15 protein-coding genes are annotated in these 15898 nt (G+C 50.1%); 10 read left to right on the forward strand and 5 right to left on the reverse strand.

What is annotated here, in order from left to right; genetic code table 11:
• Positions 1–30: 30 nt before the first annotated feature.
• Together D9T21_RS11220 and D9T21_RS11225 are read left to right on the forward strand one after the other, a co-directional pair.
• The gene (locus D9T21_RS11220; RefSeq protein WP_123325027.1) at positions 31–570 is read left to right on the forward strand and encodes a PH domain-containing protein; all 540 of its coding nucleotides are present in this window, start codon (positions 31–33) and stop codon (positions 568–570) included.
• Positions 571–572: 2 nt separating this feature from the next.
• The gene (locus D9T21_RS11225) at positions 573–2108 is read left to right on the forward strand and encodes a PH domain-containing protein (RefSeq protein WP_123325028.1); all 1536 of its coding nucleotides are present in this window, start codon (positions 573–575) and stop codon (positions 2106–2108) included.
• A gap of 28 nt (positions 2109–2136) precedes the next feature.
• On the opposite strand, the gene D9T21_RS11230 is transcribed toward D9T21_RS11225, so the two are convergent.
• Complete coding sequence (locus tag D9T21_RS11230) at positions 2137–2847, reverse strand: DUF6776 family protein (RefSeq protein WP_123325029.1); 711 nt, start codon at positions 2845–2847, stop codon at positions 2137–2139.
• Between the two features lie 153 nt (positions 2848–3000).
• Between D9T21_RS11230 and D9T21_RS11235 the strand changes: the two genes are divergently transcribed.
• The 3 genes from D9T21_RS11235 (at position 3001) to D9T21_RS11245 (ending at position 5381) form a co-directional block, all read left to right on the forward strand.
• Complete coding sequence (locus D9T21_RS11235; RefSeq protein ID WP_123325030.1) at positions 3001–4677, forward strand: chloride channel protein; 1677 nt, start codon at positions 3001–3003, stop codon at positions 4675–4677.
• 14 nt (positions 4678–4691) lie between these two features.
• Positions 4692–5120, forward strand: coding sequence for a CopD family protein (locus tag D9T21_RS11240; protein ID WP_123325031.1), 429 nt, complete (start codon positions 4692–4694; stop codon positions 5118–5120).
• A 72-nt stretch (positions 5121–5192) separates the two neighbouring features.
• Positions 5193–5381: a hypothetical protein gene (locus D9T21_RS11245; RefSeq protein WP_123325032.1), complete on the forward strand. Its 189-nt coding sequence runs from the start codon at positions 5193–5195 to the stop codon at positions 5379–5381.
• Positions 5382–5390: 9 nt separating this feature from the next.
• Here the strand turns inward: D9T21_RS11245 and D9T21_RS11250 are convergent, their stop codons facing one another.
• Entirely contained in the window at positions 5391–6014 is a 624-nt protein-coding gene (locus tag D9T21_RS11250) for a UPF0149 family protein (RefSeq protein ID WP_123325033.1), read from the reverse strand.
• A 90-nt stretch (positions 6015–6104) separates the two neighbouring features.
• Between D9T21_RS11250 and D9T21_RS11255 the strand changes: the two genes are divergently transcribed.
• A complete protein-coding gene (locus D9T21_RS11255) occupies positions 6105–7289 on the forward strand; it encodes an Nramp family divalent metal transporter (protein WP_123325034.1) in 1185 nt (394 codons plus the stop codon).
• 53 nt (positions 7290–7342) lie between these two features.
• Here D9T21_RS11255 and D9T21_RS11260 read toward each other — a convergent pair whose 3' ends face one another.
• The 3 genes from D9T21_RS11260 to typA all read right to left on the reverse strand — a co-directional run bounded on the left by D9T21_RS11260 (position 7343) and on the right by typA (position 10841).
• Entirely contained in the window at positions 7343–8473 is a 1131-nt protein-coding gene (locus D9T21_RS11260) for a MalY/PatB family protein (protein ID WP_123325035.1), read from the reverse strand.
• A gap of 39 nt (positions 8474–8512) precedes the next feature.
• The gene (locus D9T21_RS11265; RefSeq protein ID WP_105936479.1) at positions 8513–8899 is read right to left on the reverse strand and encodes a response regulator; all 387 of its coding nucleotides are present in this window, start codon (positions 8897–8899) and stop codon (positions 8513–8515) included.
• A gap of 112 nt (positions 8900–9011) precedes the next feature.
• Complete coding sequence (gene typA, locus D9T21_RS11270; protein WP_123325036.1) at positions 9012–10841, reverse strand: translational GTPase TypA; 1830 nt, start codon at positions 10839–10841, stop codon at positions 9012–9014.
• A 409-nt stretch (positions 10842–11250) separates the two neighbouring features.
• Between typA and glnA the strand changes: the two genes are divergently transcribed.
• The 4 genes from glnA to glnG all read left to right on the forward strand — a co-directional run bounded on the left by glnA (position 11251) and on the right by glnG (position 15884).
• On the forward strand, positions 11251–12660 hold the full coding sequence (glnA, locus tag D9T21_RS11275; RefSeq protein ID WP_123325037.1) for a glutamate--ammonia ligase: 1410 nt from the start codon (positions 11251–11253) through the stop codon (positions 12658–12660).
• A 96-nt stretch (positions 12661–12756) separates the two neighbouring features.
• Positions 12757–13251, forward strand: a complete 495-nt coding sequence (locus D9T21_RS11280) for a DUF4124 domain-containing protein (RefSeq protein ID WP_241155692.1) — start codon at positions 12757–12759, stop codon at positions 13249–13251.
• Between the two features lie 141 nt (positions 13252–13392).
• Positions 13393–14472: a nitrogen regulation protein NR(II) gene (gene glnL / locus D9T21_RS11285; protein ID WP_123325039.1), complete on the forward strand. Its 1080-nt coding sequence runs from the start codon at positions 13393–13395 to the stop codon at positions 14470–14472.
• A complete protein-coding gene (gene glnG / locus D9T21_RS11290; RefSeq protein ID WP_123325040.1) occupies positions 14472–15884 on the forward strand; it encodes a nitrogen regulation protein NR(I) in 1413 nt (470 codons plus the stop codon). The genes glnL and glnG overlap by 1 nt, the downstream gene beginning before the upstream one ends.
• Positions 15885–15898 lie beyond the last annotated feature (14 nt).

Genomic DNA, 15898 nt, shown 5'->3' on the forward strand with positions numbered 1-15898 from the left:
CGTCAATCCCGGTTAAGTAACGTTACTACTATGGAACATCCGTCAGTCACTAATAACCCGCTTTATTCACAGGAGCTGCCCTGTCTGGGTGAACTGCCAAGCGAAGCGATCTCACCCGGTTACCGCAAACTGAACCTGACGGTAACGGTAGCAATTTCGCTGCTGGTGTTTACGGTACTGCTGATTGTGGCTTATCAGCCCTGGTTTTCTCTGCCGGTAAAACTGGAATTTTCCTTAGGCGTTGCTGGTGCGATCACTGCCCTGCTTGGTGGCCTGATATTTACTTACCACTATTTTGCCGATCGGCTGATTTACTACACCCTGCGAGAGCAGGACATCGTCCTGTTTAAAGGATTGATCTTTAAAAAGGTCATCTGTCAGCCCATGTTACGGATCCAGCATATTGATATTCAACGGGGGCCTCTGGAGCGCCTGGCGGGATTGGCAACACTGAAAGTCTATTCCGCCGGCGGCAGCGACCATACGCTGGCGATTCCGGGACTGCCCGAAGAGACGGCCGAGAAGATGCGCCAGTTTGTGTTAAACCATTCAGACCTCACCCGGGATTAGTCGTGACAACGCCATCAGAATCGGTGCTCACCGAACAATCACAGTGGCAACGCTTGTCACCCTGGTCGGTGCTGCATTTCCTGTTCATGCAATTAAGGCAATCAGTCAGTTTCGCCATTTATGTCATTCCAGCCTACGTAGTGGGTGGTCATAAACTGATTGATTCTGAGTACTTTCCTTTGTTGCTAATGGCAATGGGTGGAGGCTGGGCCATTTCGTCGGTGCTCAAGTATTATTTTTTCCAGTTTACGGTAACGGATAAAGGCATAGCCATTCGCTCCGGAGTGCTCGACCGAACCTTTACCGATTTGCCCTATGAGCGGATCCAGAATGTAAAGTTCGATCAGCCCTTTTATTTTCGCTTTAATGATTTACGTATCGTCACCCTGGACACCGCTGGCTCGGCTAAACAGGAAGCCCACTTTGCCGGGGTGACCTCAGCATACGCGCAGTTTGTTAAAGAAACAGTAATGCGCGCACATCGCCAGCAATCGGCAACCACTAGAGAAGAATCACCATCCTCAACTGCCACCGACGAAGAGCTACTTAACGAACGTTCTATTCGCGACCTTGTTTTGCATGGCATTACCAATAATCGGGTGTGGATTGTGCTGGGCACCCTGGCGCCTTTTTATGAACAAATCTCAGAATTTATTTTTGGCCAGATGAATGCCCTGCGCCCCCAGGCTGAAGCCTGGCTTGGTGAGCAGGTGGTAGCGTTATGGTATGTGGGGGTAATGAGCGTGCTCATTGCCATTGTACTGCTGATCCTGATGGCGCTCTTTTCCATAGGGGGCAGTGTGCTGATGTTTTACGGGTACCGCCTCACCCGGCAAGGGGATAAATACATTCGCAACAGTGGTCTGTTGAACCGTCAGGAAGTCAGTATGAAACGCTCGCGGGTACAGATAGCCCGTCAGCAACAAGACTGGCTCGACAGGCTACTCGGCAGGGTAAACCTTTACTTTGAACAAAATGTCACCGGCCGGACCAACCCCAACGAACTCAAGGCCACCCATAAACTGCTGGTGCCATCAGTGACCGTTGCCGAATCGGATGAGCTTACCAGCAATGTCTTCTCGGCGCAGCAGGCCAGGCATGTGAACTTTGAGCCAATTCACAAACGCTACTTCTGGCGCCAGTTAATACTGTGGATCCTGCCCCTGACCGCCCTGGCAGGTTTCGTCAGCTTCAAGGTACTTGGCGCCACAGGCGCACTGCCGACGCTGCTGATACTAAGTGTTATGGTCACACTGACCTACCTTCGCTGGCAGCGCTGGGGAATTGCCAGCGACGCTACCTACATTTACGTTCGCAAAGGCATCATTGGCATCGACTACTGGTGTTTCCCGCTGGCTAAGGTGCAACAGGTTGAGGTAAGACAGAGTCTGTTTATGCGTCGTCGGCGGCTCAGCACCTTAGGTTTTGTACTGGCCAGTGGCAGAGTAAAAGTTCCCTTTGTTGCCACTGATTTTGCCTCGCCGCTGATTGAAAGGGTATTGTATGAAGTCGAGGTGAAAAAGCCCGGCTGGATGTAATGTCCCTGACCGAAGAGGGTGGCTTGTCTTACTGATCGGCTACCAGAATATCCTGCCAGTTGTAGCTGCGCTGATAGTCTCCCCGGCGCCGCTTATACTGATAAACGGTCGTAGTAAACTCGATGCTTTCTGGCTCGAAGTTTTCCGGCAGTTGCAGGTATAGGGTGACTGGCTGGAAATATTTAAACCCGTAAGTCACATTTCCCTCAGGCAAAATTGCATTGTCGTCAGAGGTAAGAATGCGATGTTTACCATTTTGGATGCCGGTAACCGCGACTTTAAGATCGCCACGAACAATAGCGCTGACTGCTCGTTGCTGCAGTAACACCATGGTCGCTTTAAAATAGCCATCCGTTGTGGTCTCAAAGAGTTCCAGACCATCAATAAAAAAGCCGTCCTGAGTGGTTTCTGGCGCGACTACATGCTGATAAAACGCTTTATCTTTTTGCAGATTAAACACCACTTCTTCCAGACGCACCACTTCCTGCTTAAGTTGCTCGGCACGCATTTCGGCCAGTTCCAGCTTTACATCCAGCTGATTAGCCTGGGTCTGGAGCTGTTCATTCTCTGTTTGCAGGTTGCTGATGGAGTGTTGCAGTTGCCGGGTTTCATCAACTAACTGGCCACGGTCTGCGTTGGCAAGAAACATCCCGAATACCAGCATGGCCAGCAGACTGGCGCCTAACAGCAGAACGGTGCGGGTCTGACCCAGCTTCTGAGGTATTTCAGATAAGTGCATGGCAATCACTGTGGAACTAAAAACCGAACTTTGCCCGTTTTACCGCAATTATTCAAATATTCCTCGGTTTATGCCCACCATTGGCAGGCCATTACTTTGCAAACCAACTACTTGTGATACTATTTAGCTATTCCTCACCAGCGTTCCTTACTTATGCAATTGCGCGCACTGCGACAAGAACTGGCTCACCCCCGCACCTCCGTTCAGGTATGCTTGCTGGGGATCATTGCCGGTGTTACGTCGGCGCTGCTGATTGTGCTTTTTCGTTTAGGTATCGACTGGTTACAATCTTCCGGCGTTAGTCTGCTACAACAGTGGGGATTGAGTGCTAAATGGGTGTGGGTAGTCATGCCCGTTTCAGCCGTAATACTTATTCTGCTGATTGCTTTTCTGACCGGTTTTAAGCATTACCGGCTGGGCATTCCTTTTGTTATTCACCGCGTAAAGCAACACTACGGCCATATCCCCTGGCGCACCACCGTGAATCAGTTTTTTGGCGGTATGCTGGCACTGGCTGGCGGTTTTGTCGTCGGCCGTGAAGGGCCATCGGTTCATCTTGGCGCGGCCGGCAGCAGTTTGTTTGGTCAGGCGCTCAAATTGCCGCATAACAGTATTCGTACGCTGGCCGGTTGCGGCATTGCAGCGGGTATATCAGCCTCTTTTAATACTCCCTTTGCGGCGGTCATTTTTGTCATGGAGGTGGTATTAAGAGAATATAAAATTCACGTTTTTGTCCCGGTAATGCTGGCAGCAGCCTGTGGCTCGGTGATCACCCGCATAGTGTTTGGAGAAGGCAACGAGCTGGCCTACTTTTCTTTTTCATCGTTCAGCCAGTGGTTGTATCTGTATCTGATTGTATTTGGCTGCCTGCTGGGCGTTCTGGCTACGTTATTTAATCAGTTGCTGATGTCGGTGATGAGATTCTTTCGCAAGGTTTCCATGGTTTGGCGGTTGTTACTCGCCGGGCTCCTAACGGCTATTGGCGGCGCATTATTACCCGAAGCTCTTGGTGCCAGTTTCGAGGACGTCAACGCATTATTCTCTACCCATCCAACGGCGCTGATCCTGCTTGAAATTCTGTTAATGAAATTCCTGCTCGCCACCTTCGCAATAGGCCTTGGTATCCCAGGCGGTATTATTGGTCCGGTAATGGTACTGGGTATGTTATCTGGTGCTGTTTTGTTGCTGCCCGTGGCACACTGGTTACCACTGGAAGACTTTACCTCCAGCTTTGCCCTGCTTGGCATAGCCGGTATGCTTACCGCGGTATTGCACGCCCCGCTGGCAGCGCTGTCGGCGGTAATGGAGTTATCTTACCGGCCGGAGATCATCTTACCCGCTATATTGGTAATTGTGCCGGCTTACGTCACTGCTACGCAGTTTTTAGGTAACCGCTCTATTTTTATTCAGCAGCTGGATTTCCAGAAACTGCCCTATGCCATTACTTCGATTCGCGAGGCACTGGAGAAAACCGGCGTTCTGGCCGCCATGGAAAGGGACTTTAAGCTCTTTTATGATGCACCGGAAGCGGCACTGGAAAAAGTGCTGTCGAATAATCCGACCCAAACCGTTATTCAGCAAAAACGCTTTGAGCAGGATATTAACTATTCCTGGGTGCACTATGATGTCAGTTTGGATCGCCACGCTCACCCCATTAGTTATCAGGCGATGCAGGGCGTATCAGCCCAGGCCACCCTGGCGGAAGTCTATGAATTACTGAAAAGTACCCGCTCCGGTGCGGTGTATATATTTGAGGATGATCCGGCCAAACTCACCGGCGTAATTACCTGGAACCGGTTGCAGAGTTTTCTGCAACGCGCCCAGTTTTAATAAGAGAAGAGACAATGACAATACTGTGGTTAAAAGCCCTGCACATTTTTTTTATGGTGGCCTGGTTTGCCGGTATCTTTTATTTACCCCGCTTGTTTGTTTACCATGCTGAAACCAGTGAACAGGCGGTTAAAGACCAGTTTAAGGTAATGGAACGACGCCTTTGGCTATTTGTTACCCCTTTTGCGCTGTTAACCTTGGTATTTGGCCTGGCTCTCATCTACACTTATGGCTATGCATGGTTTGCCGCATCGACCTGGTTGCATATCAAGATAGTGCTGGTGGCTTTGCTGTACGTTTATCACTTTTACCTGTGGTCACTGGTTAAACAATTTGCAGCCGATAAGATCACGCATTCGTCGCGCTATTTCCGTATTTTAAACGAAGCACCTGTACTGATTTTGCTCGCCGTGGTATTACTGGCGGTGGTAAAATTTATTTAGGGCAAAATGGTTTAAGCCCTGCTAACCCACACACCCAAATGGAAGTCGTGGTGTTTAAAAGGACCAATTTAAATGGATGTAAATAACCAACTGCTAAAGGAACTTCTGCATAAGACCGACATTGCCTTTCGCGCCCTGATGGATGAGCCGGCGTCTTCTGAACGCCAGTCGGCCTACGACGAGGCAAAAATGGAACTTGATCGCTACGTGGTTAAGTTTCGCGAACAACTCCAGTACCGTAATAGTCAGAAAGTCCGCTAAGCGCTATTCTCAGGTTGTCTTTGGGACTACCTCAAACTGATTCGGCAGAACCTGCACTAATTCGCCGCTTATCGCTACGTATTCTTTTAACATTGGTGGCAAACTGGCTGCCAGCCGAGGCAGTCCGTCGGTGAGTTCCTGGCGCTTTTCAGGCGGTGTTTGTTGCAACCTCGATTGCGGATCGGCCAGCGTAGTAAATAGCTTTAAACAGCGGTTGAGCCGGCCAGACAGCGCTGGCAAATCCAACGTTTGCTCACTCATTTGCCAGGCTTGTTGCCATTGTTTTTCCAGTTGCTGATGCGCGGTAAGCAGGCCTTTCAGCCACTGTTGCAGCTCGTCATGTTGCAGCCCATTGCCGCGCCACTGGTACTCTTCAGGCAGTAAACGCTCCTCTTTACGCATGCTGTCCAGCGTATCCCGTAACCGGCCCATCAGGTAATCGGCCAGCTCATCGGCTTGCTGCTTGCTGATAGCGGTATTCGCATCGGCCCGGATTGCCCAGGGCATCCACTGCTCAGGCATGGGGATTTCCGGGCAGGCGGCGACGCCAAAAATAAGCCCTTCCAGATACGCCTGTTCTGGTAGTACCGCTACCATTGCCAGTTTTTCATAGTCAGTTTTGCTGCCAACCATGCCATTCCCCTGAGATACTAAATGGTGTTAATGTACTTTCACCGCTCACAGCACTTGTGCCCGTACATCCAATAATAAGAAGAGTGTAACATGTCGCAACGTCGAACCAAGTCAGGGTTTATTATTGCCGCCGCCTTTATCGGCCCCGGTACCGTATCCACCGCCAGTCTGGCCGGTGCTAACTTTGGCTTTCATCTGGTCTGGGCCTTAGTCTTTTCGGTGCTGGCCACCATTATTCTGCAGGACATGGCGGTAAGACTCGGCTATGCCACACGCTCAGGTATGAGCGAAGCGTTAAGAACTCAGATTGCTAACCCGTTTATCCGTGTGCTGTTGTCATTGCTGGTTGTCGGCGCCATTGGCATTGGCAATGCGGCCTATGAATCAGGAAACCTGACCGGAGCCGCCATTGGCCTGAACAGTATTGCCGGCATTGGCATCCCGGCCTGGAGCTGTCTGCTCGGCGGTTTAGCCATCTTGCTGCTGTGGAGCGGCCACTACAAGCTAATCGAAACCGTACTGGTGATGCTCGTTGCCATTATGGCCATGGTATTTGTGGTTACGTTTGCGGTGAGTGAACCAGACTGGGGAGCAATGGCCGGCCAGTTGTTCGCACCGGTGGCCTCTATGGACAGCATTACCACCATTCTGGCCCTCATCGGCACTACCATTGTGCCCTATAACCTGTTTCTGCACGCCAGTCTGGTTGCGCAAAACGAGCAGGATGGCTCTCAGCCTGCCAGCTACTATCGTCGCCAGTCGGCGCTGGCCATTGGCGTTGGCGGTCTGATAACGCTGTTTATTATGGCCACCGCCATGCAGGCATTTTACGGCCAGGCCGAGGCGCTGAATGCCGGAAATCTGGCCAAACAACTGGCACCGCTGTTAGGTGACTTCGCCGAACTGTTTTTTGCTCTGGGTATGTTTGCCGCAGGCTTAACCAGTGCGATTACGGCACCTCTGGCGGCGGCGTATGCTGTAACCGGCGCATTAAACAAACCATCAGATATGCGTGGTAAATGGTTCAGAGCGGTCTGGCTGAGCATTATTCTTATTGGCGTCGGATTTACTTTAAGCGGCACTAAGCCTTTGATGGCAATTATGTTTGCCCAGGCGGCGAATGGCTTGTTGCTACCTGTTATTGCACTGCTGCTGTTATTTATGATGAATCGCCACTCGCAGTTAGGGTTGTTAAAAAACCACTGGAGTGCCAATGTGGCCGGGCTGGCTGTGGTGGGCTTAATTGGCTGGCTGAGCTGGCAAAAGTTTATGTAAAAAATGGGGCCCGAAGCTATCAGGCCCCGTGGAAATATTCCCGCTAAGCCAGTCTAGCTGCTCAGTCGGTCGAGAATATCTTTAAGCATGGCACGGCTGCAGCCAAAGTTGATCCGGAAGAACCCTGGCTCACCAAAGTCCCGGCCCGGAGATGGTCCTACGCCTTTGCTCTCACACCATTTAAGTACATCTTCAACACCCAGGCCGGTGGCATCAATCCAGGCCAGGAAGGTGGCCTCTGATGACACTACCTCGAGTCCGTCAATGGCGTTGATACGCTCTACCAGGTAATCGCGGTTACCACGCAGATAAGCAATCTGCTCTGCCAGCCAGTCATCACACTGCGTAAAGGCTGCCTCGGTGGCGACCAGTCCCATTACATTTGCCCATGGCACAATACCCGCAGCACCCTGAGTAAATTTACGACGTAAAGAAGCATCCGGAATAATGGCAAAAGAGGTACCCAGACCAGCCACATTAAAGGTTTTACTGGCTGCCATCAGAGTAACGCTGCGGTTAGCCAGTTGCTCTACACGCCCAGCAGGAATGTGACGCACACCCTCTTCCAGAATCAGATCGCAGTGGATCTCATCAGAACACAATGCCACGTTATGACGGGCACAAATTCCCGCAATGGCATCTATCTCTGCCTGAGTCATTACTGAGCCCACCGGATTCATCGGGTTACACAGAATTATCAGCTTACACAGCGGATCGGCGGCTTGTTCTTCCAGCGCAGCCAGATCAATGGTCCAGCGTCCGGCTTCCAGTTTGGTGGGAATATCTACCCGCTGGGTGTTATTCAAGCCCGGCGCTGCCAGTAAGGGCGGGTAATTAGGCGTTTGGATAAGCACCTTATCACCCGGCTCGCAATAGGCCTTAATGGCCACATTGAAGGCTGGAACCACGCCGGGAGTCCAGACGATCCATTCGGCTTCGATGGCCCAGTCGTGCTTATCTTTAAGCCAGCGTACCACGGCCTGATTAGCCGGCTGATGCTGAGCAGGCAGTGAGTAGCCTAAATTGCCGTACTCGGTTTGTTTTTGAATCGCCTCAAGAATCGGCTGGGCACAGCGAAATTCGGTATCGGCTACCCAACAGGGGATCACGTCCTGCCCCGCGTATTTTTGCCATTTGAAAGACCAGAAGTCACGACGATCGGGGGTATTATCAAATTGACTCAATGTTGCTACCTTTTAATTCGGAGTAAGCGGCATACGCCACTATTTTGCATATGACGACATAGTTTGCTTGATCAGACTCACCAGCTTTTTGCGCACAATAGGCTTAACCAGATAGGCTACCGCACCTAATTGACGGGCAAGCAATTTGGTTTGTCTGGATTCGTAGGCGGTCATAAAGATGAAGGGAAACATTAAATCTGCCGATCGAACGTCCCGCAGTAAGGCCAGCCCATCAAATCCGGGCATCACCATATCACTAATTACCATGTCGAGTGAATCGGATGTTTGTTTAAGCAGGAATTCACGCGCCAATGCACTGTTGGAAAAGCTAACAACATTTACCGGCAACTCAGACTCCAGTACATCCACTATGAGTTCGAGTGTGATTTCGTCGTCGTCAATTACAGCGATATTAAGTGGTTGCATGATCCGTCTGTGAATAAATAGTCAGACTATAATTCTAATAGAAAAAGGCCGATTGTGTTAACAACCGGCCTTTTTACTTGAACCATTCAACGTTTCACTTGCAAGCAGTGAATTACTTCGGCGCGCGTGATGCCCGCTTACGATCGTTTTCGGTCAGCAGCTTCTTACGAATACGAATGCTTTCTGGCGTAACCTCTACCAGTTCGTCTTCGTCGATAAACTCAAGCGCCTGTTCCAGTGACATCTTCACCGGTGGTACCAGGGTTTGAGCTTCGTCGGTACCTGAAGCACGAACGTTAGTCAACTGCTTGCCTTTTAACGCGTTTACGGTCAGGTCGTTGTCACGGCTGTGAATACCAATAACCATCCCTTCGTATACTTCAACACCGTGTCCGATAAACAGACGGCCACGTTCCTGCAGGTTAAACAGGGCGTTGGTCAGTGCCTTACCATTAGCGTTAGCAATCAGTACACCATTCTTACGCTTACCAATTACACCGCCTTTGTGCGGGCCGTAGTGGTCAAATGAATGGTACAGTAAACCTGAACCTGAAGTCAGTGTCATAAAGTCAGTCTGGAAACCAATTAAGCCACGGCTGGGGATCATAAAGTCGATACGTACACGACCTTTACCATCCGGTGACATGTCGGTCATTTCTGCTTTACGCAGACCCAGTTGCTCCATGATAGAGCCCTGATGCTGCTCTTCACAGTCGATAGTCAGCGTTTCAAACGGTTCCATTAACTGGCCGTCTTCTTCTTTGATGATTACTTCAGGGCGTGATACCGCCAGCTCGTAACCTTCACGACGCATGTTTTCAATCAGGATACCTAAGTGCAGTTCACCACGGCCTGATACGCGGAATTTATCCGGGTCGCTGGTTTCTTCAACGCGCAGTGCAACGTTGTGTACCAGTTCGTCCTGCAGACGCTCAAGGATGTTACGTGAAGTGACGTATTTACCTTCCTTACCGGCAAATGGTGACGTGTTGACCTGGAAGGTCATGGTTACCGTTGGTTCATCAACGGTTAACGCCGGTAATGCTTCAACAGTGTTAACGTCACAAATGGTGTCTGAAATTTTCAGTTCACCCAGACCACTGATAGCGATGATGTCGCCAGCGGTCGCGTATTCTACTTCGTGGCGTTGCAGACCAAGGTAGCCATATACCAGGCCAACCTTACCGTTACGCTTCTTGCCATCAGCACCAACAATAGTGACCTGCTGGTTAAGCTTAACGCTACCACGCTTGATACGGCCAACACCGATTACACCTACGTAAGAGTTGTAATCAAGTTGCGAAATCTGCATCTGCAGCGCGCCTTCGATATCGGCATCCGGTGGTGACACCTGATCAACGATAGTCTGGAACAGCGCAGTCATATCTTCTGCTGGCTCATCAGCGTCCAGTGACGCCCAGCCGTTCAGTGCTGAGGCATAAACCACCTGGAAATCCAGTTGGTCGTCGCTGGCACCCAGGTTATCAAACAGATCAAATACCTGATCCATTACCCAGTCAGGGCGCGCGCCTGGCTTGTCGATTTTGTTGATTACCACAATCGGCTTTAAGCCCTGGGCAAATGCTTTTTGCGTTACGAAACGCGTTTGCGGCATAGGGCCTTCCTGCGCATCAACAAGCAGCAGTACCGAGTCAGCCATTGACATTACGCGCTCAACCTCACCACCGAAATCGGCGTGTCCGGGAGTATCTACGATATTGATGCGGTAATCGTTCCAGTTGATGGCGGTGTTTTTCGCCAGGATGGTAATACCACGTTCTTTTTCAATATCGTTAGAATCCATCACGCGTTCCTGTGCCTCGCCTCTGGTTTCTAAAGTACCAGACTGCTGCAGCAGTTTATCTACCAGGGTAGTTTTACCATGGTCAACGTGCGCGATGATCGCGATATTTCTTAGCTTATTGATGTCAGTTACATTCATTGAATTTCAACCCGCAAAAATACTCCCACGCAGCATCATTACCGATGCGACAAAGAGATTTTGCAATTTTCTCGTACAGATAAAAGGAAATGAGCGCGGATTGTACAGAAATTCTCGCTGCATTGCGCATGTTTTTTTAGGTTTAAACAAAAATTAATCTGTTGATTAAGCCTGCGGGCAGTGAAAGAATGCTAGAAGGAAACAAAGCTTTGCTGACACTTCCCTATGCACCAAAATAAAACATAAAATCACCATAATGGTGCATAATGAGTTATATGAATTGACGACAGCCCGGAATATTGCGTTGTTCAGCCTTTACAAGTAGCTGGCATGAATATCGCTTACGATTTTTCCACCTGATGATTCGGCTCCCCGAACATCAAATTTACGAAACAACCTGGAGGACACGATGTCAATTGAGAAGGCATTAGAATTAATTAAATCAAGCGAAGCCAAGTTTGTTGACCTTCGCTTTACCGACACTAAAGGTAAAGAGCAACACGTCTCTATCCCTGTATCATGCGTAGATGACGATTTCTTCGAAGAAGGTAAGATGTTCGATGGCTCTTCAATCGCTGGTTGGAAAGGAATCAACGAATCAGACATGATCCTAATGCCTGACGCGGCAACTGCCGTTGTTGACCCGTTTGCTGAAGAAACTCAGGTTAACATCCGTTGTGACATCGTTGAGCCTTCAACTATGGAAGGTTACGACCGTGACCCACGCTCTATCGCACGCCGTGCTGAAGAGTTCCTGAAGTCTACTGGTATCGGTGACACCGTTTTATTTGGCCCAGAGCCAGAATTCTTCCTGTTTGACGACATCAAGTTCCACACTGATATGTCAGGCTCTATGTACAAAATCAATTCTTCTGAAGCAGCCTGGAACTCAGGTTCAGAATTCGCTGACGGTAACATGGGTCACCGTCCAGGCGTTAAAGGCGGTTACTTCCCGGTTCCACCAGTAGACTCTGCACACGATCTGCGTGCTGCAATGTGTATGGTTATGGAAGAAATGGGTCTGGTTGTAGAAGCACACCACCACGAAGTAGCCACTGCTGGTCAGAACGAAATTGCTTGTCAGTTCAACACTATGGTTGCTAAAGCTGACGAAATCCAGATCTACAAGTATGTTGTTCACAACGTAGCTCACGCTTACGGCCAGACAGCGACTTTCATGCCTAAGCCACTGGTTGGTGATAACGGTTCTGGTATGCACTGTCACCAGTCTATCGGTAAAGATGGCAAAAACATCTTCGCTGGCGACAAGTACGCAGGTCTGTCTGAAGAAGCACTGTACTACATCGGCGGTATCATCAAGCACGCTCGCGCGATCAACGCTTTTGCTAACGCTTCTACTAACTCGTACAAGCGTCTGGTACCAGGCTTCGAAGCGCCGGTAATGCTGGCATACTCTGCACGTAACCGCTCAGCTTCAATCCGTATTCCATACGTAACCAGCGATAAAGCGCGTCGTATCGAAGTACGTTTCCCTGACCCAACAGCTAACCCATACCTGGCATTCACTGCCATGCTGATGGCGGGTATCGACGGTATTAAGAACAAGATCCACCCTGGTGATGCAGCGGATAAAGACTTATACGATCTGCCAGCTGAAGAAGCACTGGCTATCCCAACTGTTGCAAGCTCGCTGGAAATGGCACTTGAAGCTCTGGATAACGACCGTGAGTTCTTAACTGCTGGCGGCGTAATGTCTGACGACATGATCGACGCTTACATCGAACTGAAGATGGAAGAAGTGACTAAACTGAACATGACAACTCACCCTGTTGAGTTCGACATGTACTACAGCGTATAAAACGTTGTATTAAGATATATACCAAAAGCCCGCATCTGCGGGCTTTTTTTTTGCCCGTAAATCACTACAATCAAAGACATGCTGAGATTATTTTTAATGCTTAGTTTGTGTGTCACACCAGGCTACGCTCAGGAAATCTACAAAGTTGTCAATCAGGACGGCTCGGTGACCTATACCGATAAACCGGTGGTTAACGCTGAGCCGGTCGAACTTGGCCCGGATAACCGCATGAGTATGCCAACGCCGCCACCGCAACCGGTGCAGACTGCCACAACAACCAGTAAGGCCAGTACGCCCAAGCCGGTTATCGAGGTCGTTCAGCCTAAGCCCGAGGCCACTGTGCGTAATAACGCCGGTAATATGACCATCGCAGCCAATGTGAGCAATGCAGACAAGCAGGGCAAATTTAAGCTTTATATCAACGATACCCTGGTAAAAGAACAATCCAACGCGGTGTTTAAGCTGCAGGGAATTAACCGCGGTGCCCACACATTTTATATTACCCACACAGACAATACGGGCAAGACTCTTGCATCTACCTCACCACAAACTTTTTACCTGCATCAGGCATCACGTTTAATCAACAATTAGTAAAGTGGTTATAACAGTGCAAGCTATGGATCCCGCGCACCATGGGGGGTCAATCAGACTTTTAATCGGAAAGTCGTTGCACGCCTGATAGCAGCCTGAAATAATAAAGCACCATATTGGTGCAACTGGAGAAAGCCCGGCATGCACGCCACGCCGTTTGATACCAATAACTTGCTCGAAAACCTCAATACAGTGCTGGTTGTAATCGATAACTCACTGCGTATTGTTTATGCCAACCATGCCGGACAGGCGTTGTTTGCAACGGGCATCAAGCAACTTTACGGTCAGCCGCTGGCTGATTTCTTTGTGCCAAACACCATCAACAAAGCCAGGCTACGCGCCGCTTTTCGTCGCGGTGAAGACTTCACCGAGAATGAAATCAAATTGTATTTTCGCGATAACCGCGTAGTGCTTGCCGACTTAACGGTAACCAATCTGAGTACCGAAGATGGCCCCACACTGCTGTTCGAAGTGAAAAAAATCGATCAGCAAAAGCGTATCTCCCGGGAAAATCAGCAGCACGCTCAGCATTATGCCGCCCGCGAGTTGATCCGCGGCCTGGCGCATGAAATTAAAAACCCCTTAGGTGGCATTCGCGGAGCAGCACAATTACTTGAGAAAGCCCTCGAGTCTGCCGAGCAAAAGGAATTTACTCAGTTAATCATTGAGCAGTCAGATCGCCTACGTAATCTTGTTGACCGTTTACTTGGGCCTAATTCACTGCCCCGTCTGGAATGGTGTAACCTGCACCGCCCGCTGGAAAAAGTACGTAGCTTAATGAAAGCCGATACCACCCAGGCGATTGCAATTACCCGGGATTACGATCCCAGTATCCCGGAGGTGCGGGTTGACCCGGATATGCTCCAGCAGGCAGTACTTAATATTGTGCGCAATGCGGTGCAGGCATTACGGGATTCAAAAACGCCAAATCCACAAATTCGCCTGGTTACCCGCATCGAAAGGCAGCTGACTATTCACGGCCACCGCCATCCGCTGGCGGCGCAAATTAAAATCATCGACAACGGCCCGGGTATTCCCAGTGAAATTCGGGACACGTTATTTTATCCCCTGGTAACCAGCAAAGACTCTGGTTCAGGACTGGGCTTATCCATAGCCCAAACACTTGTGAATCACCATGATGGAAAAATTGAAGTTGATAGCCGACCCGGCCATACAGAGTTTATCTTATCCCTGCCAATCGACCGTAAGGAGTCACAATAATGAATACTGAGTCTGTATGGATTGTTGATGACGACAGCTCTATCCGATGGGTGCTGCAAAAAGCCCTGCAAACGGCCAATATTGAATGCTGTAGCTTTGAAAACCCGCAGGACTTGCTGTTACAGCTCGAGTCAGGCCATTACCCGGAAGTGGTTGTATCTGACATTCGGATGCCACAGATGGACGGTATGACGCTGCTCAATGAAGTGCATCAGATAGCCCCCATGATCCCGGTGATCATTATGACCGCCCATTCCGATCTGGACAGCGCAGTAAATGCTTACCAAAGCGGTGCGTTTGAGTACCTGCCTAAGCCGTTTGATATCGATGAAGCGGTGACACTGGTAGAACGGGCACTGGTGCATGCCAGGGAACAATCACGGACCATTCAGGTCCCGCAGCAGGAGTCGGCTACTGAGATCATTGGTGAAGCTCCGGCCATGCAGGAAGTATTCAGAGCCATTGGTCGTTTGTCCCGCTCCTCAATTAGCGTATTGATCAACGGTCAGTCCGGTACCGGTAAAGAACTGGTAGCTCATGCTTTGCATCGTCACAGCCCGCGGGCCGCGAATCCGTTTATTGCGCTGAACATGGCGGCGATTCCAGCCGACCTGGTTGAGTCGGAATTGTTCGGTCACGAAAAAGGCGCTTTTACCGGCGCGCAAACGGCCCGGCAAGGTCGCTTTGAGCAGGCCAATGGCGGCACGCTGTTTTTGGATGAAATCGGCGATATGCCACTGGATGTGCAAACCCGGTTATTACGGGTTCTGGCCGACGGCCAGTTCTATCGCGTGGGCGGCCATCAATCAGTGACTGTTGATGTCAGGATCATCGCCGCTACTCACCAAAACCTTGAACAAAGGGTCGCCGAAGGCAAATTTCGTGAAGATTTATTTCACCGGCTAAACGTTATTCGGATCCATATCCCTTCGTTATCAGAACGTCGAGAAGACATCCCGCTACTCGCTCACCACTTTTTACGCCGGGCCTCCAAAGAACTGGACGTAGAAACCAAGGTGCTGAGTAAAGAAGCCGAAAAAGTTATGGCGCAACTGCCCTGGCCCGGTAACGTGCGACAACTGGAAAACGTTTGCCGCTGGCTAACTGTTATGGCGTCTGGTCAGGAGGTGTTACCGTCAGACTTGCCACCGGAAATTCATGCCGATAACAGCGCCGAAAAGAATGCCCCACAAAGTGGCGACTGGACGGAGTTACTTTCAGTCTGGGTCGACAAACAGCTTAAGGATGGTCAGCACAATATTCTCGATGATGCGCTGATGACCTTTGAGAAAATCATGCTCGAAAGAGCATTGCATTATACCCACGGCCACAAGCAGGAAGCCGCTAAGCGCCTTGGCTGGGGGCGTAATACGCTTACCCGTAAACTCAAGGAACTGGATATCGAAGGGTAGTTCAGGCGCTGAGC

Origin of the sequence: Marisediminitalea oceani (assembly GCF_003731635.1) — a bacterium.
In the GTDB taxonomy this organism is placed as follows: Bacteria; Pseudomonadota; Gammaproteobacteria; order Enterobacterales; family Alteromonadaceae; genus Alteromonas; species Alteromonas oceani.